This window comes from Ruegeria sp. CDSA079 (assembly GCF_059612245.1).
The window spans coordinates 78,940-104,870 of the sequence record NZ_JBXWQF010000015.1 but is presented as its reverse complement, the minus strand read 5'-3'; the positions used below and the strand labels follow the sequence as shown (position 1 = coordinate 104,870).

The window sequence follows — 25,931 nt, the reverse complement described above, 5'->3', positions numbered from 1 at the left end:
CAAGAAAGGCACTCGCGCTCAGTTCGGTACGCCTCTCTCTGCGCCAGCAACACGTTGTTTTTCAACAATATCGGCTCAAAGTGGACCTTCGCTGTATCTGCGATGAATGTCTGCCATGCGGGACAAAGCAGGCGTTTCCCTGCGTCCAATAAATGACCGCTCTCCACGTTATTTAGCTTCCGGCCTCGCAACGTCCTATGGCATTTTCCGGTCCTGGAACAGGCTCCGACAAATGCCGGTAAACCTGTCAGCCAGCAGATTCTCTGGGGCTGCCATATGTGACGCGATGACAATTCGCATCGGCGGTATTGCATCGGAGAGTTTGATCGGGACAACCCGACCGCCGTCGTAGGTTTTGTTGTCGGCAGGTTTCATCGAGAGAAGCGAAACACCCAGCCCGTTTGCCACGTTACAGCGAACCGATTCAATCGACGACGATCGAAACGTGATCTTCGGTGCAATATCGAACTCGGAAAAAATGCTAAGAAAATAGTCCCGGCTTTGAGGCGCATCGAAAAGCACGAACTCCTCTCCGTCGATCTCACGAATTGACACGGACGCCCTTTTTGAAAGCCTGTGGTTTGGTGGGACGATCAGATAGAGGTCTGCCGTTGCAAGAGGACGTATGCGGAACAAGGTGTCATCAATGCCCAGATCATAAAGGATCGCTAGGTCGATTTCGTTTCGGCCCAGGGCTACGATCAGGTCTTCTTGCAGAAGTTCGTCGACATCCAAAACTACACCAGGCATGTGTCTCGGGAAGACGCTGAGGATGTGCGACAGGTAGAACGGCGCAATCGACTGAAAGCAGCCTAGGCGTAATGTTCCCATTCTGTGAGCAGCAATATCTGCCACTGCGACGTCCATTTTTTCGGCGTAAACCAGCATTTGTTCAGCATATCGAAGGAACTCGACACCTTGTGCCGTCAGCTCCATTCCGCGCGCGTGCAAGCGTCGAAACAACACAAGTCCCGTTTGAGTTTCCAGTTTGGCGATAGCTTGGGCAACGGCGGGCTGCGAGATGCTAACGAGCTGCGCTGCTGATGCGATCCCACCAGTCTGCGCCACTGCTCGGAAGTAGCGGCATTGTTTGAGTGTTATTTCGACCATGACACTTGGATAACTTTTTCCACTTTAAAGGCAACAAAAAACAATTTTATTTGTTCTTTGTGCCTCTGTATCACGTCAACAACGCAACTTGACGGCAGGAGAGACCAATGGAGCTGAAAGACATTATCGACTTAAAAGCCTTTCCGATCGGCAATGCGGATTTCCGCGCAGCTTGTAAGAACGAGTTTAACGAAACGGGTGTCTTCGTGATGCCGGGATTTGTTCAAAAGGGAGCGATTGATACAATCCGTGACGAGGGCATCGCCAACAAAGACAAGGTCTTTAAGTCAACAAAGCAACACAACGTCTACCTGACCCCAAAAGACGAAAGGTTTGCTGACGACCATGCACGCAATCGCCTCGTCACCTCATCCAAAGGATGCATTACCGATGATTTGATGCCGCAGGGTTCACCATTGCGCCAACTCTACGACGCCCCGGTTTTCCGGAGCTTCTTGTGCGATGTCCTTGGCGAAGACGCGATGCACCAATACGCAGACCCACTATCTTCCATCAACCTGCATTTTGCTGAAAAGGGCGAGGAGCTTGGCTGGCATTTTGACAACTCGTCCTTTGCCATCACCTTGATGGTGCAAGCGCCTGAAAAGGGTGGGCAGTTCGAATACGTTAACGCCGTTCGCGATGCAGATTTAGGCGAAATGGGATTTGAGAAAGTTAATGAAATTTTGGACGGAAAGGCGCCAGTGGAAATTGTCGAGGCCGATGCCGGTACACTGGTCTTCTTCCGGGGCCGCAACTCGATTCACCGGGTGGCACCGAATGAAGGCGATCTAACGCGCATTCTCGCAGTGCTTGCTTATAATGCCGAACCCGGTGTCGAACTTTCTGAAGCCGCCCGAATGACCTTTTATGGTCGATTGAGCTAAAAGTAGCTCACCGCGATCGCCTCGCCCCGCAATGTAGATAATACGAGAGCAACCTGAAAGCTGACATTGCTGCGACGCGCAGCATCAAGTAGTTTGGGCTCGGTGCAGACGTGCGCCCAAATATTGCGAGCGACCGCAATGCGGACAAAGCAGCCACCGTGAAACCAGCTTACGTGCCCCTTTCACCACCCCAGTCTTGTTGAGCGCTAGATGTAATTCAAAACTGGATTTCAGTTTTGCGTGAGTTTAGTCTCCCAACTTTAGGAGGGTGTGTTTATGAAACGAAGACTGGCCGCAATACTTGCGGCAGATGTCGTTGGTTACTCGCGCCTTGTCCGCACCAATGAAGAACGAACATTGCTTAAATTGCGTGAACTTCGGGAAAATGTTGTAGAGCCCTCCGTTGCAAAACACGAAGGTCGAGTAGTCAAATGGATGGGAGACGGAGTATTGACGGAGTTCGCCAGCGCCGTCGACGCAGTTTCATGCGCCTATGATATTCAAAAATCTATCCATTCACGCAACGGAGAAGCACCAGGCGATCACGAGATTACTTTTCGTGTCGGCATAAATATCGGCGACGTTGTGGTGGAAGGTGACGACATTCATGGCGATGGGGTAAATGTGGCTTCAAGATTGGAGACGCTGTCCGATCCTGGCGGAATTTGCATTTCGGCCTCGGTCCATGAACAGATCAAGCACCGCTTGGATGTGCCTTTTCAAGACGCGGGAGCTCAGCAGGTAAAAAACATTGTAGAGCCAATCCGCATCTGGAAATGGACGAACTCGGCAAATGATGACGCAAATACTAAAAAGTCCACCCCAGCTTCAGGGTTGATTTCAACCCCGAGTTTGCCAGAAATTCCGTCTATAGCGGTTTTGCCGTTCGACAATATGTCAGGTGATGCAGAGCAAGAGTACTTCGCAGACGGCATGACAGAGGACTTGATCACCGACCTCTCAAAATTGTCTGGCTTGTTAGTCATCGGTCGCAACTCTTCCTTTGTTTACAAAGGCAAGGCAGTAGATCTGCGACGCGTCGGCAAGGAGTTGGGGGTGCACTATGTTCTTGAGGGCAGTATCCGCAAGGCAGGCAACCGGGTTCGCATGAACGCTCAGCTAATTGAAACCGCGAATGGAAGTCACGTCTGGGCCAATCGCAGAGACGGAACGCTGGAAGACGTTTTTGACCTGCAAGACGAGATTACAAGAGAAGTTGTCGACGCGCTGTCTATACAGTTGCGGGAAGGTGAGGAAAATCGTCTTGGCAGTAAATACACAGAGAATACTGAAGCGCGTGACTGGTTTCTTAAAGGCCGACTGCGCTATCGTGAACCGGGTCCGCAAGCCAACGCCGAAGCGCAGGTAATATTCACCAAAGCGTTAGAAGCTGACCCAAACTTCGCCTATGCTATGGCAGTTAGAAGCTACTTAAAATTCCATGCTTGGTTCTTCAAGTGGAACAGCCACCACAACGCGTTCGACGAAGCATTGGCTGAGGCCGAACGTGCCGCCAAGATAGACCCTAACCTTGCTGCCGCTCACGCGTTTCTGGGTTGGATGCATATGTGGGGCGATGGGTTCAAAAGAGCTCTTTCTGAGCATGAAACAGCCTTATCACTGGACCCTAATTCCTCTGATGGACATCTGTGGCAGGCTTCTTCACTTATCTACGCGGGAACACCGGAGTTGGCAATTGCGCCAATGGACCGGGCTATGCGGCTAGAACCACATACTCCGCCCATTTACCTTCTGAATTATGGTCACTTAATGTTGCAGCTTGACCGCTATGAAGAAGCTATCGAATACTTGCAGGCAGCAATACGAAACGCGCCTCAGTTTCCTATGAACTATATATTTTTGTCGGCGGTGAAAACGGCGCAGGGCAAATTACAAGAAGCAGAGGAAGCCGGTTCGAGGCTTCTCAAATTGATCCCTGTAGCTACGGTATCCACACTGAATTCCCAATTGCCCTACGCAAAGGAAGAGCACAGACTAAAGATTGTGGCGGGCCTGAAAGCCGCAGGATTGCCGGACTAATGAGACGTAAAGAAGCCCGCTCGAGGCTCGATGCGGTCATTTTCCAAATCGTGTAAGATTTCCACTTTGAAGACATTGCAGACTTTTCCCTTGTGGCAACCAATCCTTAGACTAATGTAGCAGCAACACGATATGACTTTCATCGGCTCTCCACTGGATTAAGCAATATGGCAAAGCATACCGTCTATCATATCCCTGTATGCCCCTTTTCTCAGCGCCTTGAGATTCTGTTGGCACTTCGAGGTCTGCAAGATGCAGTTGAATTCCGCGTCGTGGACATCACGAAGCCTCGCGACCCAGAGCTTCTAAGGAAAACACGAGGAACAACGGCGCTTCCAGTTCTCGAAACCGTGGAAGGTCAGATTGTAAAGGAAAGTCTGGTTATTCTTCGTTACCTTGACGAAGTACTTGAGGGGCCAAAACTGCGGCGCTCTAACCCTGGCGAACACGCAGTGGAGTCTATGTTGATTGCCAAGGAGGGTCCATTCACAATGGCAGGCTATGTCTATGTCATGAACCAAGACCAAGGGCAGAAAGATGTGCACAACGAAAAGCTGCTTGCACTGTACCGCGATCTAAACGACTTCCTGCTTGCCCACAATCCGGACGGCGTATTCTTGTTTGATGATTTCGGATTAGCAGAGGCGGTTTTTACGCCGGTATTCAAGCGTTTTTGGTTTCTTGACTACTATGAGGATTTCGAATTGCCGATTGGCGACGAATATGCCCGTGTCAAAAAATGGAGGGCTGCCTGTTTGAAACATGCAGCGACTGAACAGGTGACGGAAGAAGAGATTCTCAAACTTTATTATGATTACGCACTGGGCGCTGGGAACGGTGCCTTGGTGGACGGTCGAAATATGTCCAGCTTCACGTTTGAACCACATTGGAAAACCAGACCTATGCCTCCGCGGGACAAGTACTCTGGATCGGTTTCAGACGAAGAACTTGGTTTGGTTGTCGCCAATGCGGGACTAGGACCAGCCCCCACAAATTAGGCTTACCTAAATCCAACCTCCTGATAGCATTCTTCATGGGTGAACGCTCGCCCATGCAATCGGCTTGAGGAGGTTGGGAAGAACTCTACAAATCACTTTTTGCCTGCAGATCAAACGGAAGTTTCGTTAATGAAGCGAACGTGGAGCGGCAAAGTTTTTTTGGATTTTCTCAAAGTAATGTATGATCTCAAATTGTTGGGACTTTAAACGAGTATTTTATAGTTGACCGGTTCACACCCAACGTTGGGGGGACAAAACATGCATAAACTAATCATAGCTATTTCAGCTATTTCTTTTCCGTTTGCGGCGATGGCCGAACCGAGTTTGGAACGTGGTGAATACCTCGTCCGTGGTCCTGCGGCGTGCGGAAACTGCCATACACCTCAAGGACCAAATGGGCCTGATATGTCCAACGAGTTGGGCGGTATGATGGTTGAAAAGAACGACTTGATGGAGGCCTGGGCTGTCAACATAACACCCGGTAGCCGGGTTGCGGATTGGAGTGACGAAGAGCTTGCCCGAGCGATACGCGAAGGTATTCGTCCAGATGGTACGGTCATAGGGCCGCCTATGCCGATCGGCTTATATCGCGGTCTGAGTGACGACGACGTCATGTCGATGGTTATGTTTCTCAGAACAATGCCTGCGAGTGGCAATGAGACGCCCAGTTCAACGTATGGCTTTCCACTTCCTCCGGACTACGGTCCGCCGATTGATACCGTTTCATCGCCACCGCAAGGCGCAACTGTCGAATATGGCGCATATCTCGCAGGGCCAGTCGCGCATTGCACGGAATGCCATACGACATTCGGCCCCAAGGGTCCTATGTTCGAAACTCATCTTGGCGCAGGTGGGTTCGAGTTCCATGGACCGTGGGGGGTATCCGTCGCTCCCAATATCACGAGCCACGAAGATGGGTTGGTCGGATATACGGAAGAAGAGCTGAAAACCATGATCGTTTCGGGTGAACGCCCAGACGGGACACAAATGCAACCGCCGATGGGTTACGCCTACTATGCGACAATGGCGCCCGAAGACCTTGAGGCTATCGTGATGTATCTACGCACCATTCCACCTCTACCTGATCCTTAACTTTTCTTATGGAAAATCGCTAGGACTAGCACACCCGAACTCAGCTTTGCGTTCGGCTTGTGGGGCCACTGAGCGAGTTATATTCGTTTCCGCTTTGGGCTCGATACGGTCATCTGAGTCTTTTCGTCAGATGACGGCTCTGAAACGGATGGCGGTCATTGCTGGTGGTCATTTCGAGAAGTTTCGCCTGAAGTTCTGCGTTGAACGGCAGCGGACGTTCGCTGAGATCTTCTGAACGGCAGACTTGCGGACAAAACCGCCGTTCAGCCGAAGTGTGGCGAGTTCCGATTTCGGCCCCAAGCTGACGTTGGCGCAAATTGCAGGAATTGGGGCTCCGGGCCCAAATAGTCTCTTGGAAACGTTAGATACCAGTCGCTTTAGTCTTAAGTGTATCGCCGTCTCAATCTGTCTGGAGAGGCTTCAAACCAACGATGGCAAGCGCGGGTGAATGCGCTGGGATTCTTGTACCCTAGGTCACGTCCGATTTGTGTGATGTAGCGCGTATCTTCTCCAAGCCATAGATCAGCGAGATGCATCTTCGCGCGGTCAATGAGTTCCGCACCGTTCGTTCCATGACCGCCAAGTTCTCTCTGCAGTGCTTTTGGATGCGCTCCCACAAAGGCAGCCAACCCATCCAAACCGGGCCATTCTGAATAATCGAACACACGAAACAAGGCGACCAAGTCCAGCGGCTGTTGCCGCGTGATCGCATTTTCCGGTGCGGTGTTTCTCTGAAGTGGGGATTGTTGCATGAGCCAAGCGGACGGGAGTGTCATGCTTAGACCCCAAGCGTCACCTTTTTTCACATTGGACGGCGGTACCAATTCGGATGGAATTGCGCCAGGATCAAAGACATAAATCTCAATTTCGTTTTGATCCCACAATGTTCCTAATCTCGCCTTCAACATTTCAGACCAAGAAACCACGTCCCATGCGTCAGCTTGTCCGGGTGGTTGCGACGCCTTGAGAAAGCGCCTGCCGACTAAACAAGCGCGGTCTGCTTCAACACTCAGTTGGTAGTGCATAGAGAACTGAACAGTTTCCACAAAATGCAACCAAGCGACCAGCAGATCACCCAAACTCGGTTTTTCGCTCATTGTGACTGGAGGTACGAAGCCGGCGCTCCATTCATACTCGCATGCGATTTCTGCGCAAAGGTAAGGGTTGCCAGACAAAACAGCGGCTTGTGTCGATGCCAGATAAACGCAGGCGCTAGGAATGGGTTGGCTGGGTTCATCGAGCACTTCGGGTCGCAGTAAACACCCCTTCAATATCTGATTGCGGTCCGCACCCAACTTGCAGGCTCGGTCAGAAACCTCGGCCAAGAACTTCGACTGCATTGTGGGAAGCGTCATTAATGCGGTCTTGGATTGGTTCAATGAGTTATCCCTACTGGACTGAGAAATTTGAAATTGTCCAGAGAAGACAACACGCAAATTCTCTACTTCTTGCTAACCTACATCCAAGTTCAGAATTTACAAATCAGGGACATGCATTGATGAGTTTGCAATTTCACCCATCCGCACTGCTCAGATCATTGGCGGTCACCTCGGCGCTTGTCATTGCGGGACTGACAGCGTCGCCAAGCGCCGCACAAGAAAAGGGCTTTCCGATCCTTTTCACCAACGTCCACGTCTTTGACGGCGTCAATGAAGAGCGGATCGAAAATGCTAACGTATTGGTCGTCGACAACCTGATCGCGGAGGTCTCGACTGAGCCGCATGCCGTCGCCAATGCGCAAATCATCGACGGCGGTGGGCGCACACTGATGCCCGGACTGATCGATGGCCACAACCATATCATGATGCCAGCGGCCCCTAATCAGGCGGTGAACGGCTGGCACTGGGGATATCTCAGTGCTGTCGTGGGCCGCGAGGCGGAGAAAATGCTCCTGCGCGGTTTCACCACGCTGCGAGATACAGGGGGTCCAGCCTACGGCATCGCCAGAGCAATTGACGAGGGTATTCTGCCGGGCCCGCGGATCTATCCCAGCGGTCACTTCATCAGTCAGACTTCCGGCCACACGGATTTCCGCTCGTTCAACGAAAGCCATACGCGTGACAGAAGCAGCCGCAATGCCTTTGAAAGTGAGTTTGGTTTCATGGCGGATGGTCGGAGCGAAGTTCTCGCCTACACCCGTGAAACGTTGCGCCGGGGGGCAACACAGATCAAGATCAGCGTAGGCGGCGGGGTCGCCTCCGCCTTTGATCCGCTAGACACGGCGCAATTCACGCTCGATGAAATCAGGGCCGCCGTCGATGCGGCCGAGGACTGGAACACCTACGTTCTGGCGCATGCCTATACGGACCGCTCCGTTTTGCGCGCTGTGGAGGCGGGCGTTCGCAGTATCGACCATGGGACGTTGATCTCGGAACTAGATACTATGATCGCGATGCGCGACGCGGGTGTGATCTACAACCCTCAAGCCGTCGCCTTCACGCCGACTCCCGAAAGCGTGGCCTCACTTCCACCCGAAACCGTTGAGAAATCACGCCCCGTCGTCGAAGGGCTCGACAGGTCCATGCGTCTGGCAAAAGAAAGCGGTGTGACGATCACCTTCGGAACGGACGTCTTCGGCTCGCCCGAAGCGTTGGGCCGGCAGAACGACGAATTTGAACTTAGAAAGCAGTGGTTCACGTCGCATGAGATCTTGGTTCAGGCCACATCAAACACTGCAAAACTGGTGGCCATGTCAGGTCCTCGAAATCCTTACAAGGACGGACCGCTTGGCGTGATCGAAGCCGGTGCTTATGCAGACGTGCTTCTGGTTGAAGGTAATCCAGTTGAAGATGCCGGACTACTGGTCGACTACACAAATAACATCGATCTGATCATGAAAGATGGCGTGATCTACAAGAACACACTCGACTGAGTGTCGCGTGGGGTGAACTTACCTCGGCACCCCGCGCACTAAATTTTAAGGGAGAGAAGGACATGAGTATTTCGACAAAGGCGGCTGCCGTCGCGAGCCTGATTTTTTGCACGGCCACTGCCGCATTTGCACAGGATACCCTACCGCAAACCCTGTTCACCAACGTCCATGTCTTTGACGGAGTAAATGAGGCGCGGATCGAGAACGCCAGCGTTCTGGTTGAAGGCAACTTGATCAAAGAAGTGTCCACCGAGGCAATCGACGCGCCGGGCGCGACGGTTGTGGATGGAGGTGGTCGCACATTGATGCCGGGGTTGATTGATGCGCATGTGCACATGGCGATCACGGAGCCGGTTGCGGATCTCAGGGACAATTTTGATTGGATGTACTGGGGGGCCGTTTCCACGATCGAAGCAGAAAAGATGCTGTTGCGCGGCTTTACTTCCGTCCGTGATGCGGGTGGGCCGGCGATGGGGCTTCAAAAAGCCATCGACCGGGGTAAAGCAATTGGCCCCCGTATTTACCCGTCCGGGCCAGTGATCTCACAGACGTCCGGGCATGGTGAACATCGGCACTACACAGAACCGCACCCAAACTTCGAAGGGGCGTCGCCGTCGTTTTTTAATCAGCACGTTGAGTTTCTTGCCGACGGTGTTCCAGAAGTTCTGCGCGCGACGCGGGAAGCACTGCGTCTGGGCGCATCGCAAATTAAGGTCATGGCTGGCGGAGGTGTGTCTTCCAGCGTAGACCCATTACATACGGTTCAATTCTTACCGGAAGAACTGGAAGCTGCTGTCAAAGCTGCGGCAGATTGGGATACCTACGTTCTGGTGCACGTCTACAACGACGAGAGCATTCTGCGGTCCATCGAGGCAGGTGTGCAGAGCATCGATCATGCACAATTGATGACCGAGGTGTCGGCGCAGGCGATCAAGGACGCAGATGTTTGGGTTGTGCCATTCTTCTCGCTTCTGGGGCTGGATGCCGAAACAGTCTCCAAGGCGCTTGGCCCGTTGGCAGCGCCCAAGTTCCTTGAGGTTCAGGGCGGAGCGAGAAACCAGATGCGGTTGCTGAAAGAATTCGGGATCGAAAAAGTCGCCTTTTCAACCGACATTATTGGGGATCCTGTGGCTCTCACCAAACAGAACGATGAGTTCAAGTACCGTCTCGAACAATGGTCATCCTACGAAGTTCTAATGCAAGCAACTTCAAAAGCCGGTGAATTGTTGGCCCTGTCAGGTAAACTCAACCCCTATCCCGAAGGCCCGCTCGGTGTGATTGCAGAAGGTGCGTATGCCGACATTCTACTGATCGATGGCAACCCGGTCGAGGATGCCCTGATCATGACGGATTACGAGAACAATTTCGATCTGATCATGAAAGACGGCGTGATCTACAAAAATACACTCGATTGAGTGTCGCGCGGGGTGAATGTACCTCGGCATCCCGCGCACCCCTGTAGCCCAAAAAAAAGAATGAGCCAATGAAACGACTACTCTTGTCCGCACTTGCATATGCGTTGATTTTCACGACCGCCGTGAGCGCCGAAGAAACTCGCAGCCGATACTACCTGGGAATCGGAGAACCGTCTCCTGAAGCCTGGCAGATCATGATCGAGAATCCCACCGACCGGGGAAAGGGCATGGGGGCCGCGCTCGAAGCAATGGGTGGCGAGATGATTAGCTACTTCTGGGGCATGGCCGACGGTCGAAACTACGTTACCGTGCGGCTGCCAGATGATCCTGCCATGGTGCAGGCAATGTACGCAGCCCGCCTAAGCCAGGGCGTCCTAAAAAACTACACCTTCATCGAGTTGATGACGAGCGCAGACATGGTCGAGGCGCTGAAACGGGTGCCGGAGTTTTCGACACCGGCCGAGTAGTATTGGCCATAGAGAGGAACCGTGAATTGTGGGCTTCGGGTCAAAGTAAATTCGAATGAACAATACTAGATAATCTAAAAGGGAGAGCTTCACCATGCAAAACAGACGCGCATTTCTTAAAACAGCAGGTGCCGCGGCTGCCCTGTCAGCTACCTGCGGAAAAATGACATGGGCCAGCGAATACAGCCCGGTTTGGGAGTCCAGCGACAAGGCGGCTCAATTCCTAAAGGATATTGTTGCCATAGACTCGCTGAACGCGAACTTTGAGCAAACCGCCACACGACCCGAGATGTGGGACGAGTATTACACCAGAGCCCTCGAAGCGGGTATCACGGCGACGGGTGTTACAACCGCGCAAGGCATCAACGACTTCGACACATTCGCTCGTGAAACCAGCTACAACCTCCGCAAAATCGATGCGGACGATCGGTTTATGGTGGTGCGTAAGGCAGGTGATATCCGGCGGGCCCATGAAGAAGGAAAATATGGCTTCTTCTGGAACTCGCAATCAGCGGAGATTCTCAACAACCAGCCGGACATCTACATGCCCGTGGCAAAGTCGATGGGACTTGGCACAATGGGCTTGGCCTACAACGAGCGTCAGCGTGCGGGTGATGGGAATTTTGTCCTGAACCCAGGGCCAATCTCGGCCTATGGCAAGACAGTCGTCGACGCGATGCAAAGGCATGGAGTGCTCGTCGACACGTCACATGCCAGCGAACCCACCGCACTTAGTACCATCGAATATGCAAAACAAATGCGTCCCGACTTACCTGTAATCGAAACGCACTCTTCCGTGCACGCTCTCTACTCTGGCTATCCTGAGGGAGAAATCCGCCTGCGGACAAGTTCCGATGAGCGGATTCAAGCGGTTGCAGATACCGGAGGTGTGGTTAGCCTTTGTATGTTGCCTTTCATAATGATCAGCCCGCAGACAGAGCTCACTCGTCCTCAGGACGTAGTCGACCGAATTGACTACATGCGGGATTTGACAAGCATCGACAACGTTGGACTCAGCTCCGACGACGGTTTTGACTGGTCTAAGATTTATGAGTTTGGGAAGTCAAATCCAGAACAATTCGACGACGGCGGACTCAGTGCAGCGGTAAACAAATTGGCCACAACTGGCATCGGGGAAGCCGCGAAAATCTATGCGGCCATTATCGATGAAATGTGGTTGCGCGGGTACTCTGACGAGGACGTCAAGAAAGTAATGGGAGGCAACTTCACGCGCATCTTCGAGCAGGTTTGGGGGTAGTCGACAAGAAAAGCGAGACATGACTTCCCATCGCTTGATAAGGCTGGTCGGGTTATTACTCACCCGACTGGCTTTTGCGTTTTTGCTTGTGCTCTTTGCGCAGTCCGCTCTCGCACATAAGTTCGAGTTGGGCGATGCACAGTTGTCCATTGAAGGCGACAGCTATCAGATTGCCGTAAGCGCCGACTTGATCGAGGCTTTCGAGCGCCACTTAGACTTGAACGGATCAGATCGATTTCTTGTTGAGCAGGTGCGCGGGCTGGATCTCGGCACAATCGAAACCACGCTGTCAGAAATACGTGCAGAAGTCTCCGAAGAGACGCTCATACGGTTCGACGGCAATACGGCCGAATTGCGGGCATTGTCCTTTCCATCTCCGCGCGATATCCGTGCTGTTCTCGACAGACCACCGGACAGCACTGAATACCGCTTGGTTTTCGTCGGTTATGGCGACGCTCCGCAAGGTGCCAGCACAGTAAGTATCAAAATGTCGCCTTTACTTGGGGATATGCGGCTTGAAGTGTCGGTCCCAAGTGTCACGCTGCTGCAGGCTGGACGAACCAGCCAGACACTGAACCTTATTGGGTCCCAAGAAACAACACTGAGCTCAGCAGTGGCCGACTTCTTGTATTTCACATGGCAGGGGATCATTCACATCGTCCCTTACGGGCTGGATCACATCTTGTTCGTACTCTGCCTGTTCCTATTTGCGCAAACGGTCCGCGACCTGATCTGGCAGGTCACGGCTTTTACCGTCGCGCATTCGGTGACACTGACCCTCGGCTGGCTAGGCTTTGTTGATTTGCCAACAGGGTTCTTTGAACCTTTAATTGCCTTGTCCATTGTATATGCCGCTGTTGAAAACATATTGCGCAACAAACCAGGCGGTGCCCGCTTCACTCTAATTTTCTTCTTTGGTCTGCTCCATGGGTTCGGTTTTGCGTCAGTTCTAGAGGAGATTAGCCCATCAGGCGGCCATTGGTTGACCCGGCTAATTGGCTTCAATGTAGGCGTTGAAATTGGCCAGTTGGTTGTCATAGCGGCAGCCTTTCTGGCTGTTGGACTTTGGCGCAAGGAACCGTGGTACAGATCGCTCATCGTGGTACCGGCGAGTTTTGTCATCGCTTTGGTGGGCGCCTTCTGGACTGTCGAGCGGGCTCTTGCAGCGTTGACATAAGGCCTGGGCATCAAGTTCTTTGACAGCCCGCTTTGGGCTGTTCGCGGCCTAATGCAATTGAAGAGCCTATGCGTTCGAGTGCCCAAATCGCGTTCACACGTGTCGAAATCGCCACTGGGAATATCCGTAGCACCCAAAAGACAACAAGCCGAAATCACAGAAGCTGACATCGGTGCAGCACGCGGCGGACGGCTGCTTTCTGCCCATCGCGTCGGATTCGGCTTACCGGGGTAACGGCAAGTATGGGCTCGATGCGGTCATCTGAGCATTTTTGTCGGATGTCCACAAAGCGATTGAAACCGGACTCTCAATACCGGTCGGCTCCGCGACAACGTCTGCTTTGGAGCGCCACTGACCGCTTGAGCTGGAACCGGTCGTTGGTTTGAACGGGAACTACTTCCTAGTTGTGGGACAAAGCCGTTGTCCGTGGCCGGTGGAGCGATGTCTGCTACCGATGGTCAGAGGTCTTTCACTCCATTGAGAGTGAGCCGCTTGCAGCATCCACGAAACATCACGAATGCCCTATGCCGCCGTTTGACCTGAACAAAGTTCTAAAACGCGATCTTGTACCGGAGACTACTAGCAAGCTCCAATGCATGTGGTGTTAAATTCGATGACATTGTAGTCTTGCGTGTCAAACAGCTCGGATAAACAGCGCCTGAAATGCTTTGGGCATCTAAGCCATTGCACTTGAGAACCTGATTTGAGGAATACCACCGTGAGCACGGTTCCCACTTCTTGGCTCATTTCGATTCTCGCGGTTTTCGTCGCAGTAGCAGTTGTCAGCAGACCGCCGCTGCCCGTTGCTGCGCGCGTACTTTTTAGCCTTGCACTTGGCCTTGTTGCAGTGGTCACCATCTTTGTGGGATTGAGATCGGAATATGGGATTGATGGGCTGAGCCGGATACAGCCTCATATTGCGATACTGATAGCTCCCACGCTATGGCTTGGTTTTCAATCACTTGCGTCAACGACCGGGTTCCCAACCCGAGAGAGGCTTCTGATGGCCGCCATTGGTATTGTGATTGGGCAACTTGCGCTTTTTCTACCAACGGCCTGGTCCGCTGATTTGGTCGTGATCGGCACCAATGCCATCTGTGCCATTTTGCTGGCGAGAATGTTGCGCCAGCCGCCGGAAGCATTTGTTCAGGTCGCCCCCAACAAATTTCGCATGACCAGGCTTGCGTTGCTCTTTGCACTCCTCTTCATCGCCCTGATCGTTGCGGCTGATATGATCTTTGTTGCGGTGCTTTCTGCAGGCAATGCAGGGGTCATCCAGCTGCTGACAGGCATATCAGGTGTGATTGTTACGGCCGTCTTGCTCTGTGCGCTTGTCGGTGTGCCAATTGTCCTTGGGGGCCAGACGCGGCACGCTTCAGGCGCTCCCGCGGCAGAGCCTCTTCTGGAAGAAGATCAGGACCTGTTGCGCAAGCTAGATCAGCTAATGGCAGAACAGCATATCTTCAAGGACCCGGATCTGACGCTCGCGCGGTTGGGTCGGCGGCTTCACTGCCCCGCACGAAGCGTATCAAAAGCGGTCAATCGCGTTCACGGAGAGAATATTTCTCGCTATATCAACGGCTTTCGCGTGCGCCATGCAGCAATGCTGCTAACAACCACTGATCTGCTCGTGACAGACATCATGTTAGAGGCCGGATTCCAAAGCAAGTCCAGCTTCAACACGGAGTTTCGTCACCTGACCGGCCAAACTCCTTCTGCCTATAAACGCCAGGGGAGCGGCGACAAATACGTTCGCAATCGCGATTTCAAACGTTCGGAAACGTAGATCCGGGCGCGGGTTTCGCACCTTTCAACTTTCTTGTTTGCACAACCCACAAGCTTGGGACAGCAACCATGAAAGGAATTGTCATGAAACTCAGAACGCCAAAAGGTTATCTGGCGGCCATTGGATTGGCGGTCAGCCTGATTTTGATCTCCGTCGCAACAACCGATGTTGCAAACGCCGAAGCGATCACCAAGCCGGAAAGCGACATCGCCGTCATCAATATTCCGCACCCAAAGGAAGGGAATCTTTTGATGCTGCGCGGGATTGTCGGCAAAGGCACCGCCTCGTTTCGCATCAACAGTGCTTGTCGCACGATGCCTGTCCGTTTTGTGGCAGGTGACTTTACTGGTGAACATATCGATGTGGGTCGAACGGGATCGATCCGAATTGTCATCACGAACCCCAATGTGATGCGCGAACTGCTGGCAGGGCGGGATCTGATCAGCGACATGGTGCGCGCTTCATCCGATGCCACGGATCAGGGGGCGGACTTGTTTCTTGCGAAAGGCCTTTCGGCGGACACCGGATTTGTTATCAACCCAGGCCGAAACCTGTTGGCGGATATGTTTGGTTCTCGCAAGACAGACGTGGACTGCGCCAGCCTTTCTACAAACCTTCCATAGACCAGAACATGCATGCGCAGCTGAAGCGAAGGACGGAAGACAAATTGTGTGTTTCCTGGGTTTCACGCTGCGCACATTTCTGCGCCAAACTAAAAGAGAACTGATCCAGTGCAAACCGAAACCACAAACCCGAAACTTCCCCCCATGTACCAGTTAATCCCCTGCTGCGATTGGAGGGCTTTGCGATTGGGCTTGCGGCCGTCGCTGCTTACGACTGATGGTTGAGGGCGCTCGGTGAAGACTGCGCGCTATAGACCTCAGCGATTGCTTGGCCACAAGACCGCGTGATGACCAGACCAAACTCCGTCAAGTACTTCAAAAGCAGTCCCGAGGTCATTCGTCCAACCGTGATACTAATCGGCATCCTAGCCAAATGGCTTGCCGCACAGGTTGATTTACGGCCATTTGTGCGACTTGCATCATCCGATATTTTGGGCTCAAACCGCTAATTCGCTGCGACCCATCCCAACGACCGCTGCGCTGACGAAGCCGCCATTCACTGCATTGCTTTGATGATACCCAGCGGTCACTTCGCCCGCTTCAAAAGATGACAATACCTGAACGTTGTTTTAACCTTGCTTTATGAGAGCTCGCCTTGCTGTGATCTTGATGGCTGACCTGGTCGGCTATACGTCCGCGATGGAGGCGGATCAGTCGCTCGCAATCGGGCTGGTCCGCGAACTTCGGGATAAACTACTGGAACCAGAGGCGGTACAAAGAGGCGGCGAGATACTGAAGCGCTTGGGTGATGGATGGATAATTGCCTTTCCTTCAGTATCAGCGGCAATCGAAACCGCTCAGTTTGTGCAGTTGGCCTTGGTCGACCATGAGAAAATCAGGCTTAGGATGGCTGCGCATCTCGGGGAAATTGTTCAAGACGAGGCCGACATTTATGGTGCCGGTATAAACATCACCGCACGCTTGCAAACTGAGGCTACACCCGGTGGTGTGATGATCTCCGAAGACCTTAAGCGGCAGTTGGACGAAAAGCTTTCAGCGGACTTCAGCGATGCGGGTAGATTCGATTTAAAGAACCTTGCCAATCCTGTGAATGGGTTTCAATGGCGGCCCGCCACACAGCGTGAAATTGAACTCACCGAATTGCCTTCCATTGCAGTCGAGCCGGTCACAAGTGCTCCCGAAACGAGAGAGGCGCTTGAGGTTTGTGCTGACCTGCAGGAGCAGTTGGTTCACAGTCTTTCGCGCCGCACTGGTGTGCGTGTAATTGCAACAGATTCAAAATACGAGACCGACGCAACTTACAGCCTGAGGTGCAGGTTGCGCTGCCGGGAGCGCGAAGCAAGGATATCGTCTAGCCTTACCCGGTTGGGAGATGGACAGGTAACCTGGTCGCGCTTCTTAAACGGAGAGTCTGAAGATTTGTTTGAATTAAGCGACCGGGCTGCAGAACAGCTGTCAGACGAATTACGTCTGCAAATCAATGCATTTGACGGTGACCGGCTTAATGATATTCCAGACGATCAATTGAGCCCTAGTGAGTTGAGATCCCGAGCGGCAATGCTGTTTTACCGTGCCACCGTCGAGGACTATAGTCATGCGGGTAAATTACTGGAGCGAGCGCTTGGACTTGATCCCGAGAACGTGTCCGGGCTTGCAATGTGGTGTGAAGCCAAACTCTACCCCCTAGAAGCAAGCTATCGCGAGGCTGATCCTGATTTGCGTGTGCGGATCATTGAATCTTCGAACAAGGCCGTTCAAGCTGCGCCTCGCTCTGACTACTGCTGGTATACGCGGGCGCAGGTACGCGCGCGCCTCGCGGGTGATCTGCATGGCGCCCGGAAGGACATTGATAGGATTTTCCGACTGAATCCCAGCTACGTTTTGGGTATGGAGGCAAGTGGTTACACCGAAGTCATTGCCGGCAACTGGGAAGCTGCTCGGAAGAGTTTAGCGAAGGCCGTGAGTCGTTCCACCGAGGATCCGTTTTTGCCGTACCGGCTTTATCCCCTTTCGATTGCACACATGATGGCGGGTGATAACCAACTCGCGATCGAAGCAATTTCAGATGCGACTGAAATGCGTCCCTACTGCAGACACTTCTGGTTAGTGAAGTCGTGGATACTCAGGAAGTCGGGAATGCTCTCCAAAGCGGAGACTGCTGCAGAACGTGCGGGAGCGCTGTCAGAAAAGGCGGATATCCTCGCACAAAATCTTCATCTGCCTGACCACATTAGAGAGGCGATAGGGTTGCCAGGTGATCCGATCCAAGCATAGAGGCCTAGATGGGTTACTAGAGCATAGGCTGGTAATCGAATGGATTACATGTAAGACATTCTCGGCTTTCGATATTCTATCGCGACCCAACCTAAAGCGCGCTATCTACATTCACCGCGGGCGATAGGTTGCGCCATTTTTTAAGGTCGATTTGGGTTCTCTGCCGTCATAAGACGGTTTCAATCGGATGACGGGTTCTCATGCTGAGCGGTCATTACTCGGTAGATTCCGTCAACTGCGTTATCGTAATTCAAGGGCGACAGGAGGATTATCCATATCGCATCTGTTCTGGCTCGACCACGAGGGTCTCAACCGCATCAAGAACATCTTCTCGAAACCACGCGGCGTTGCTGGACTCCACGACCGCAAGGTTCTCAGCGGTACCATCCATATCACCAGCAACGGCCTGCGATGGAGGGCGCACCAACCAAGTAGTCACTTTCGTTGCCCGGATTGACGGGCACTGCGTTGCCCGCGCCCATCATGCGCTGAACAAGGTGGTCGAGCGAGCTGGCCTCTTCTGCATCGACCTTGCCCGCGAACATGTCCAAGTCTTTGGCTATGTTCTCAAGGGTCTTGGTCCGGTCCTGCACCTTGATTTCGACACCCTGCTTGGTTTCCTTCACACCATCGAACACGAGGCGCGCGGTGGGGCTGAGTTTGCGGGTGTCTGCCATGCGGGTGATTTCGATCCCCATGCCGGAACACTCAGGACAGGCCGGGTTTGGCGGGTCTGTGAGGCGATAACCGTAGCCGCTTGCGTCGTCTGGGATACGCGGGTCTACGATTGCACCTGACATTGCGCCGTCGCGCTCATTGTCGTCGTGGAACAGGAAGAACACCTTTTCAGCCTTGCGCTCGGTGAACTCCCGCTCTGTCTTCCACCGGTACTGATGGTCGATGCCGTAGCAGTAGCGACAAGGCGCGTGGATGTGCTGTGTCAGTTCGTTTGGGTCTGACAGGGCGATTTGCGTCCAGAGGTTCACAATGCCCTCTGCATCCAGCATGGTCTTGCTCTCGACCTGTTTGCGACCCTCAGCGATGGCGCGGGCAACCTTAACATTGCTTAACAATCGCGAACCTTGGGCCTATGCTGATCCTTCTGCATATCCGGCGTCGATTGCGGCCTTTTTCGCGTTCGGATCAGCAAGGTAGGCAAGCACAAAGGCCCGCTGACGCGGGTTCAGGTCGAATTGATCGAGCCGGGTTGTGTCTGCCAAGGCTGGATTGTCGGTTGTGCTGCTCATTCCGGGGCGGTGCCTCTTTCGCCTCAAGATCGACCGCAGGATAGGCGCGAACTCTGCATTAAGCAACAAACTGTAAAGGCGAAAACCCTATCATCAGCATCAATGTATTTGTTTACTTGTTACTTTAGTGACCTTTCGCCGACCTCGAACCTGACCTTATCTTGACTTCCGTACTCTATTTTATTGTTTTAAATCTATAATATATCTGACCTTATATTGACCTTGCGCCTGACCTTTTGGGTTGCGCCGGTTTCTTGTCAACATGTTCACTTTGTTGTTGCTTAATGCAACATGTTTACTTTATAAAAGAGACCAAGGAGAACTCGCATGGAAAAGATCATGGGTCGAGAAAGTGCCTAACCCTGAGCTTGTGATCCACCAATGCAACAAAGAGTGGAAATGGCACTCATCAAACGGATCATCCCCCAACAAAGTTCGTCGAACCTGCAGTTCTCAACCGATACGACGCAACCTCCCACAAAGCCCAATTGATAGACTCCGAGGCAGATGCGGTTCACCGCACAGCAAACCCCATAGAAACCGCCAATGCGGGCCCCACAATGACTCCAAAGATCGATCATGAAGATACGCATTAAAGAAATCCGGCAAGCCAAAGGGCTTACTCAGGACGAACTTTCAGTGAAGGTTGATTTATCTCGATCTTATTTGGCGCAATTAGAAAAGGGAAAACGTCCACTCACCACCAGGAAGCAAGCTATTATTGCCGCAGCCCTTGATGTGGAGCCAACTGAGCTTGTAGATTTCAGCGCACCTGACAAAGACGACGAGGCGCTTCTTCTCGAGGCGTTCCGTGCCCTTTCCCCCGAACAGCGAAAAGCTTGGCTCGAATGGGCAAAAGTAGCTAAGGGGTCCGCCCTGGAAAAAGAGTGAAATCTCTATACACCATGCCAATCGGATCAACCGATCTTTTGCACCGAGAAAAACCGTAAATTGAAGATTCACCGGGGCACGGGCTGCAAGATGGTGAAGGTCGAAGATCTGGAAAACCTGATCGAAGGAAAGGCCGCATAATCGGCGGGTAAAAAAACTCAGATGTGGGGCAGCTTCAGCTTCCCCCTTTTTTATTTCTTTATTTTATTAGCGCTTATCGGGTTTTTATGGAGCGGGTAGCGGGAATCGAACCCGCGCGTTCAGCTTGGGAAGCTGACAGGCTACCATTACATCATACCCGCCGCTTCCCTTGAGATATCATCAGTGGGAAGACAGGTTCAACCCGACTATGGGTAGATCATACGCAATTTGTCATTCCGTCCGCGCGCGCAGGCTGTCGATCAGCGACTGGTCGACGTCGAGGGCTTCGCCGGCAGCCTCTATTGTCCGCTGGTCCAAGTGTTGCGGGTTTAGGTCAACACCATCAGCGAACGCATCAACAATGGCTTGCATCGCATTGATCCGGGCGAATTTCTTGTTGTTCGCTGGAATGACATGCCACGGAGCCACTTTGGTCGACGTGCGCGCCAACATTTCATCAACCGCAACTTCGGCAATGTCCCATTTCTCACGGTTTCTGAAATCTTCGTAGGTCAGCTTCCAGCGTTTCAACGGGTTTGTCAGCCTCTCCGTGAAACGGCGCATCTGTTCCTCTTGCGAAATATGGAAGAACAGTTTCACGATCCGCGTGCCGTCATCGACCAGCATCCGTTCAAAATCGTTGATTTCCTGATAAGCCGCGCGCCAGCGTTCTTCGGGCGCCAGCTTTTCGATCCGCTCGACCAGAACCCGACCGTACCAGCTGCGATCGAAGGCAGAGATCGCACCCGAGGGTGGCAGACGTTCCCAGAACCGCAGCAGATAATGCCGGTTGAGATAGTAGTTTCGGGGGGCTCCGATGGGCCAGACTTTGAAACTGCGCGGGTCCAGAGCCTGGCTGACCCGGCGAATGGTTCCCCCTTTGCCTGCTGCATCCCAGCCTTCAAACACCAAAACACCCTTGAGCCCGTGAAACAGATAGGCTTGTTGAATTCTGGCAAGCTTGGCCTGCAAATCAATCAACTGGTCGAAATAATCTCTCTTGTTCAGACGCTTGCTCAGGTCCGCCTCCGAGAGTTTCGAGGGATGATGTTTGCTCATGGTGCCACCTGATCCTTGTTCGATTGATCGGGCCATTGTGAAACCTTCTGCGCAATCGACATTGATCAGGGTCAAAAACAACAAAAGGCCGGGCGCTGGGCCCGGCCTTTGGAATTAGTTTGGATCAGATCAGGCGCGGCGGCGACGACCACCACCGCGACGGCCACTGGCGGCACCGGCCTCGTCGGGCGCTTTGTTGAACCGGATCCACTCACCGCCATGGGGGTCATTGTTGGTCAGCAGGTTGGCGGCGCGGATGGCCTCCATTTCCTTACCGGCGCGCGGCTTCGTCGAACCCAGCCCGAACAGCTGGCAGAAAGTTTCATCATCCATGTCCGCAGGCAGAATTACGCCTTTGGCTTCGATCTCGGCCCTCTTCTCGGCAATTTTCTTGGGCCCTGTTGGCAGTGCAACAGGGTTCATGATGGCCGAAGTCATCCCGGCGCCCATCGCCATCGGAAGGAAAGCGTTGTTGATGCCATGACGGTTCGGCAGACCAAACGACACGTTGGACGCACCACAGGTGGTGTTTACGCCCAGCTCTTCGCGCAAGCGACGGACCAGAGCGAACACCTGCTGACCCGCAGTTGCCATTGCACCGATGGGCATGACCAGCGGATCGACCACGATGTCATGCGCGGGGATGCCGAAATCAGCAGCGCGCTCGACAATCTTCTTGGCCACTTCGAAACGCACATTGGGATCTTCCGAGATACCAGTGTCATCGTTCGAGATCGCCACAACAGGCACGTTGTACTTCTTGACCAGCGGCAGAACCAGTTCCAGACGCTCTTCTTCGCCTGTGACCGAGTTCAGCAGCGGACGGCCTTCAGCGGCTTCAAGACCAGCCTCCAGGGCACCGGGAACCGACGAGTCGATGCACAGCGGCACTTCGACCAGACCCTGCACCATCTCGACGATCTTGCGCATCAGCGGCGGCTCGGTCTCGTTCGGGTTGGGGTTCGAGTTGTAGACAACGCCTGCGTTGATATCCAGAACGGTTGCGCCTGCCATCACCTGCGCCAGCGCGTCTTTCTCGACGGTCGAGAAATCGCCCGCTTCCAGCTCGGCCGCCAGTTTCTTGCGGCCGGTCGGGTTGATCCGCTCGCCGATCACGCAGAACGGTTCGTCAAAGCCCAGAACGGCAGTTTTTGTTTTTGATTCTACGACTGTACGGGTCATGTCCGTTCCTTAGGAGTTTACAGGCTTTGCCGAAGCGCCGCCGTTATTGATCGCCCAGTTGGCGTTGGTCTTGATCCCGCCCAGCGGAAAGAAGTGTACGTTGGTGATATTGAAATCCGGGTTGGCCGCCTTGTGCTCGGCCAGTTCAGTCACAACGTCGGTCGGCTCATAGGGCAGCAGCAGCTTGGAGACGTCCATGGCGCGCTTTTGCAGAACCTTCAGCGACGGACCGACGCCACAAGCGATAGCGAACTTGATCAGCGTCTGCAGCTTGGCCGGACCTGCGATACCGATATGGATCGGCAGATCGATCCCCGCCTCTTTCAGGCTGTCGGCCCAAGCGATGATCGGCTTGGCGTCAAAGGCAAACTGGGTTGCCAACGCCATTTCGGCATCGGTGGTTTCGCTGAACTTTTGCTTCCAACGCAGCGCGTCGTCTACGTTCTTTGTCGAACCGTCGGGGTCGATGTCCTTGTTGCCCTCGGGGTGGCCTGCAACATGCAAACGCTTGAAGCCCGCCTTGTCAAACAGACCTGTTTCCAACAGTTGCATCGAGCTGTCGAAATCGCCGTGCGGTTTTGCGACGCCGCCGGCCAGCAGCAGTGCCTGATCAACGCCCGCTTCACCCTGATACATCGAGATCCAGTTTTCCAGCGTCGCGGCATCCTTGATGATCCGCGCCGGGAAGTGCGGCATGACAGGGTAGCCTTCTGCCGCAATACGTTTGGCGGTCTTGACCATATCCTCGATGGGCGTGCCCTCGATATGGGCGATGTAGACGCGAGTGCCCTCAGGCAGCAGAGCGCGGAAATCGTCGACCTTTTCAGCGGTTCGCGGCATCACCTCGATCGAATAGCCTTGCAAAAAGGCTTCGACGGTCGGGTTCACAGGGCCCGTTTCGACCGCATCACGTTTCTTGAAGTTCAGCAAAGCCATTTCGGCCTCCCATAAAAGTCTGGGCTCACGCCCAACCGTCGTTGGCGATCAGAGCTTTGATGCGGTCCTGATCGTATTCCGTTTCCAGACGCACGGCTTCGGCTTCGGCAATCTCGGACGGGTCGCCGTCGACTGCAAAAGGTGCGGCCTTGCGCCATTCGGCCAGATAGGCATCACTGTCCTTGGCGTTCACCTTCATTGCGGCACGGTCGATGGCTTGCTCGAACCGTTCTTCCAACTGCCGCTTTGCGCCACGACGGCCTTTGCCGACGATGACCTGAGCGGGAATGTCGCGCCAGTACACGATGGTGACGTCAGGCATTGTTGTGATTCCTCCTAACCCAATGGGCCGGTTCTAAACTTCAATGTAGGCTTGGGTCGGTCGATTTTCGACACACGGCGCATTTCCAGCGACGTTTTTGCCCAAGGTGGTGTACCGGGCTTTTAACCAGTTTCCAGGCAAACGCGCATATCATATTTTTCATCGTCTCTATGAAAGTGCTGCATAAAAACGAAAAACCCCGGACGGAAAGTTCCGTCCGAGGCAAGATTTCAGGGGTCAGATCGCTTCAACCAACCAAACCGCCATCTTCGCGGGTAATGGCGATGATCGCCGAACGCGGGACCGAGTCGCCACCCTCGGGCCAGTGGCTGTTGCCATCTTCGCCCGGGTGCTGAACGCCGACAAACATTGTACGGCGATCCGGCGACCAGCTTAGGCCGGTGATCTCACATTCGTTCGGACCGACGAGGAAGCGGCGGATTTCACCGGTGACTGGATCACCCGCCAGCATCTGGTTGTTGCCTTGACCGGCGAAGTCACCTTCGTTGCCATAGTTGCCGTCGGTTTGGATCCACAGCAGGCCATTGCTGTCAAATTTCAACCCGTCGGGCGAGTTAAACATGTTGTCGGCGTTCACGTTCTGGGACCCGGCATAGGCATCTTCATGCACAGTGGGATTGCCCGCAAGCACATACAAATCCCAGCCAAAGCCAACGGCAGTATGGTCGCCGCCATCCGGACGCCAACGAACGATCTGACCGTAGTTGTTCTTGTCCCGCGGGTTCGGACCATTGGCCGAAGTGTCATCACCCCCGGCGTTTGGTTTGACTCCTCGGTTCTTGTTGTTGGTCAGGCAGCAATAGACTTCTGGCGCGTTCGGGTTTGACGCAACCCACTCCGGACGGTCCATGGTTGTGGCACCAACCGCCGAGGCGCCTTGACGCGTGTGGATGCAAACCTCGGCCTGTGACGCAAGGCCGGTGGTTTCGGGCGTCAGCGCCAACCACTCACCTGTGCCATCATCGTTGAACTTGGCCACCGAAAGCGTGCCATTCTCAAACAGCGCATTCGTGTCCACTCCGGCTGCGTAAACGCCATCGGAAACGAAGCGGTACAGGAATTCACCACGCTCGTCATCACCCATATACACCACAACGCGACCGTCGTTGTTGACCACAGTATCCGCGTTCTCATGCTTGAAGCGACCCAGCGCGGTCAGCTTGCGCGGGGTCGAATTCGGATCGGTCGGATCAATCTCGACGACATAACCAGCGCGGTTTGGCTCATTGGGGTCTTTAGCAACGTCGAAACGGTCGTCAATTTTGGCCCAGCCATAGCCCCAATCGCTGGCTGATACGCCATAGCGCTTCAGTTCCGGGCTCACTTCGTGGTTTTCGTCCTCAGCCGAGAAGTAGCCGTTGAAATTCTCTTCACAGGCCAGATAGGTGCCCCACGGCGTCTTGCCGTTGCCGCAATTGTTCCAGGTCCCTTTGCAAGCTGTGCCCGACGGATCGGCGGTTGTTTTCATAAGGTCGTGACCTGCTGCCGGGCCAGTGATCGTCATGTCGGTCTGAGGTGTAACGCGGCGGTTATACTGACTGTCCTTCACGATGCCCCACCCGCCATCCGCGTTGGCGATTTCAACAACCGTAACACCATGCGCCATCATGCCTTTGGCAACGTCGTCGTCAGATGCCGCCTTGGCATCAGGATTGTTGCCCCAAAGGATGTCGCGGTTGGTGTATTCATTGTTCACAACCAACAGAACATGACCGTCATGGAAGAATACATCCTGACCATCCGTGTTGTCGCCAAAGGCGCGTTCCTGACTGGCCGCGGTGCCTCGGGTGGCATGATCGAATTCAGGCACATCCGACCACAGCGGATCACCCCAGCGTACCATGACCTCGGCTTTATAGCCCGAAGGCACAATCACTTCGTCGGCCGTCGAAACCGGAATCGCTTCGAACGAGAAACGGTCTGCTGCAGCGCGCGCACTTGTCGGCAGAATCGAGCCACCAACGGCAGCGAAACTGCCCATCGCCAAGACGCCACCCATAAAGCCGCGACGCGTCAAAGCACGCTCGACGACGCGGTCAAATTCGCATTCTTCAGGGCGTGGATTTACAACTTCATCGTACTCATCAAAGGAAAGGGTGCGATCGTCTTTCATGGTAACCTCCGTATCTGGCTGTAAGTTTTTAAAGAATCCTGCAGAGGGTTCTTTGGATG

General features: G+C 53.7%; 20 protein-coding genes, 1 tRNA gene and 2 pseudogenes. 13 read left to right on the top strand and 10 right to left on the bottom strand.

All coding sequences use genetic code 11. From position 1 onward, the window contains the following. Positions 1–195 precede the first annotated feature (195 nt). Positions 196–1,110 (bottom strand): LysR family transcriptional regulator, encoded by a 915-nt coding sequence (locus AC2FJZ_RS15750; protein WP_496671227.1) that lies wholly within the window; start codon positions 1,108–1,110, stop codon positions 196–198. A 107-nt stretch (positions 1,111–1,217) separates the two neighbouring features. Here AC2FJZ_RS15750 and AC2FJZ_RS15745 point away from each other — a divergent pair, with 107 nt between their 5' ends. The 4 genes from AC2FJZ_RS15745 to AC2FJZ_RS15730 all read left to right on the top strand — a co-directional run bounded on the left by AC2FJZ_RS15745 (position 1,218) and on the right by AC2FJZ_RS15730 (position 6,127). Further along, positions 1,218–1,997: a HalD/BesD family halogenase gene (locus AC2FJZ_RS15745; RefSeq protein ID WP_496671230.1), complete on the top strand. Its 780-nt coding sequence runs from the start codon at positions 1,218–1,220 to the stop codon at positions 1,995–1,997. 276 nt (positions 1,998–2,273) lie between these two features. Beyond that, positions 2,274–4,037, top strand: coding sequence for an adenylate/guanylate cyclase domain-containing protein (locus AC2FJZ_RS15740; RefSeq protein ID WP_496778808.1), 1,764 nt, complete (start codon positions 2,274–2,276; stop codon positions 4,035–4,037). Between the two features lie 167 nt (positions 4,038–4,204). Beyond that, positions 4,205–5,035 carry a glutathione S-transferase family protein gene (locus tag AC2FJZ_RS15735; protein WP_496778806.1) on the top strand — a complete coding sequence of 277 codons (831 nt, stop codon included), beginning with the start codon at positions 4,205–4,207 and terminating at the stop codon, positions 5,033–5,035. A 258-nt stretch (positions 5,036–5,293) separates the two neighbouring features. Continuing rightward, positions 5,294–6,127 carry a cytochrome C gene (locus AC2FJZ_RS15730; RefSeq protein WP_496778804.1) on the top strand — a complete coding sequence of 278 codons (834 nt, stop codon included), beginning with the start codon at positions 5,294–5,296 and terminating at the stop codon, positions 6,125–6,127. A gap of 383 nt (positions 6,128–6,510) precedes the next feature. On the opposite strand, the gene AC2FJZ_RS15725 is transcribed toward AC2FJZ_RS15730, so the two are convergent. Then, on the bottom strand, positions 6,511–7,506 hold the full coding sequence (locus AC2FJZ_RS15725; RefSeq protein ID WP_496778802.1) for a helix-turn-helix domain-containing protein: 996 nt from the start codon (positions 7,504–7,506) through the stop codon (positions 6,511–6,513). A 119-nt stretch (positions 7,507–7,625) separates the two neighbouring features. On the opposite strand from AC2FJZ_RS15725, the gene AC2FJZ_RS15720 reads away from it, so the two are divergent. From AC2FJZ_RS15720 to AC2FJZ_RS15690, 7 genes are all read left to right on the top strand, one after another. Continuing rightward, positions 7,626–8,999, top strand: coding sequence for a metal-dependent hydrolase family protein (locus tag AC2FJZ_RS15720; protein WP_496778800.1), 1,374 nt, complete (start codon positions 7,626–7,628; stop codon positions 8,997–8,999). A gap of 62 nt (positions 9,000–9,061) precedes the next feature. Further along, a complete protein-coding gene (locus AC2FJZ_RS15715) occupies positions 9,062–10,414 on the top strand; it encodes a metal-dependent hydrolase family protein (RefSeq protein WP_496778798.1) in 1,353 nt (450 codons plus the stop codon). Between the two features lie 68 nt (positions 10,415–10,482). Next, positions 10,483–10,881, top strand: a complete 399-nt coding sequence (locus tag AC2FJZ_RS15710; RefSeq protein WP_496778796.1) for a hypothetical protein — start codon at positions 10,483–10,485, stop codon at positions 10,879–10,881. A 94-nt stretch (positions 10,882–10,975) separates the two neighbouring features. Next, on the top strand, positions 10,976–12,139 hold the full coding sequence (locus AC2FJZ_RS15705; RefSeq protein ID WP_050605735.1) for a membrane dipeptidase: 1,164 nt from the start codon (positions 10,976–10,978) through the stop codon (positions 12,137–12,139). 19 nt (positions 12,140–12,158) lie between these two features. Beyond that, positions 12,159–13,316: a HupE/UreJ family protein gene (locus AC2FJZ_RS15700; RefSeq protein ID WP_496778794.1), complete on the top strand. Its 1,158-nt coding sequence runs from the start codon at positions 12,159–12,161 to the stop codon at positions 13,314–13,316. Positions 13,317–14,391: 1,075 nt separating this feature from the next. Beyond that, the gene (locus AC2FJZ_RS15695; RefSeq protein WP_496778792.1) at positions 14,392–15,102 is read left to right on the top strand and encodes a helix-turn-helix domain-containing protein; all 711 of its coding nucleotides are present in this window, start codon (positions 14,392–14,394) and stop codon (positions 15,100–15,102) included. 68 nt (positions 15,103–15,170) lie between these two features. Further along, complete coding sequence (locus AC2FJZ_RS15690; protein ID WP_496778790.1) at positions 15,171–15,725, top strand: hypothetical protein; 555 nt, start codon at positions 15,171–15,173, stop codon at positions 15,723–15,725. Positions 15,726–15,923: 198 nt separating this feature from the next. On the opposite strand, the pseudogene AC2FJZ_RS15685 reads toward AC2FJZ_RS15690, so the two are convergent. Further along, positions 15,924–16,013: pseudogene (locus tag AC2FJZ_RS15685) on the bottom strand (helix-turn-helix domain-containing protein); the annotation flags it as partial. 321 nt (positions 16,014–16,334) lie between these two features. Between AC2FJZ_RS15685 and AC2FJZ_RS15680 the strand changes: the two are divergent. Continuing rightward, on the top strand, positions 16,335–17,960 hold the full coding sequence (locus AC2FJZ_RS15680; protein ID WP_496778788.1) for a hypothetical protein: 1,626 nt from the start codon (positions 16,335–16,337) through the stop codon (positions 17,958–17,960). Positions 17,961–18,352: 392 nt separating this feature from the next. Here the strand turns inward: AC2FJZ_RS15680 and AC2FJZ_RS15675 are convergent. Further along, positions 18,353–19,207 (bottom strand): annotated as a pseudogene (locus AC2FJZ_RS15675) (terminase small subunit). Positions 19,208–19,786: 579 nt separating this feature from the next. On the opposite strand from AC2FJZ_RS15675, the gene AC2FJZ_RS15670 reads away from it, so the two are divergent. Then, the gene (locus AC2FJZ_RS15670; RefSeq protein ID WP_496671258.1) at positions 19,787–20,098 is read left to right on the top strand and encodes a helix-turn-helix domain-containing protein; all 312 of its coding nucleotides are present in this window, start codon (positions 19,787–19,789) and stop codon (positions 20,096–20,098) included. Between the two features lie 228 nt (positions 20,099–20,326). Here AC2FJZ_RS15670 and AC2FJZ_RS15665 read toward each other — a convergent pair. The 6 genes from AC2FJZ_RS15665 to AC2FJZ_RS15640 all read right to left on the bottom strand — a co-directional run bounded on the left by AC2FJZ_RS15665 (position 20,327) and on the right by AC2FJZ_RS15640 (position 25,872). Then, a tRNA-Gly gene (locus AC2FJZ_RS15665) sits at positions 20,327–20,400 on the bottom strand. A gap of 70 nt (positions 20,401–20,470) precedes the next feature. After that, positions 20,471–21,334 (bottom strand): polyphosphate kinase 2 family protein, encoded by an 864-nt coding sequence (locus AC2FJZ_RS15660; RefSeq protein WP_496778786.1) that lies wholly within the window; start codon positions 21,332–21,334, stop codon positions 20,471–20,473. Positions 21,335–21,427: 93 nt separating this feature from the next. Further along, complete coding sequence (locus tag AC2FJZ_RS15655; RefSeq protein WP_496778785.1) at positions 21,428–22,480, bottom strand: methyltetrahydrofolate cobalamin methyltransferase; 1,053 nt, start codon at positions 22,478–22,480, stop codon at positions 21,428–21,430. A gap of 9 nt (positions 22,481–22,489) precedes the next feature. Beyond that, positions 22,490–23,416, bottom strand: coding sequence for a methylenetetrahydrofolate reductase (locus AC2FJZ_RS15650; protein ID WP_496671261.1), 927 nt, complete (start codon positions 23,414–23,416; stop codon positions 22,490–22,492). Positions 23,417–23,441: 25 nt separating this feature from the next. Further along, entirely contained in the window at positions 23,442–23,738 is a 297-nt protein-coding gene (locus AC2FJZ_RS15645; RefSeq protein WP_050603423.1) for a virulence factor, read from the bottom strand. A 247-nt stretch (positions 23,739–23,985) separates the two neighbouring features. Continuing rightward, positions 23,986–25,872: a PhoX family protein gene (locus AC2FJZ_RS15640; RefSeq protein WP_496778783.1), complete on the bottom strand. Its 1,887-nt coding sequence runs from the start codon at positions 25,870–25,872 to the stop codon at positions 23,986–23,988. Between the last annotated feature and the right edge of the window lie 59 nt (positions 25,873–25,931).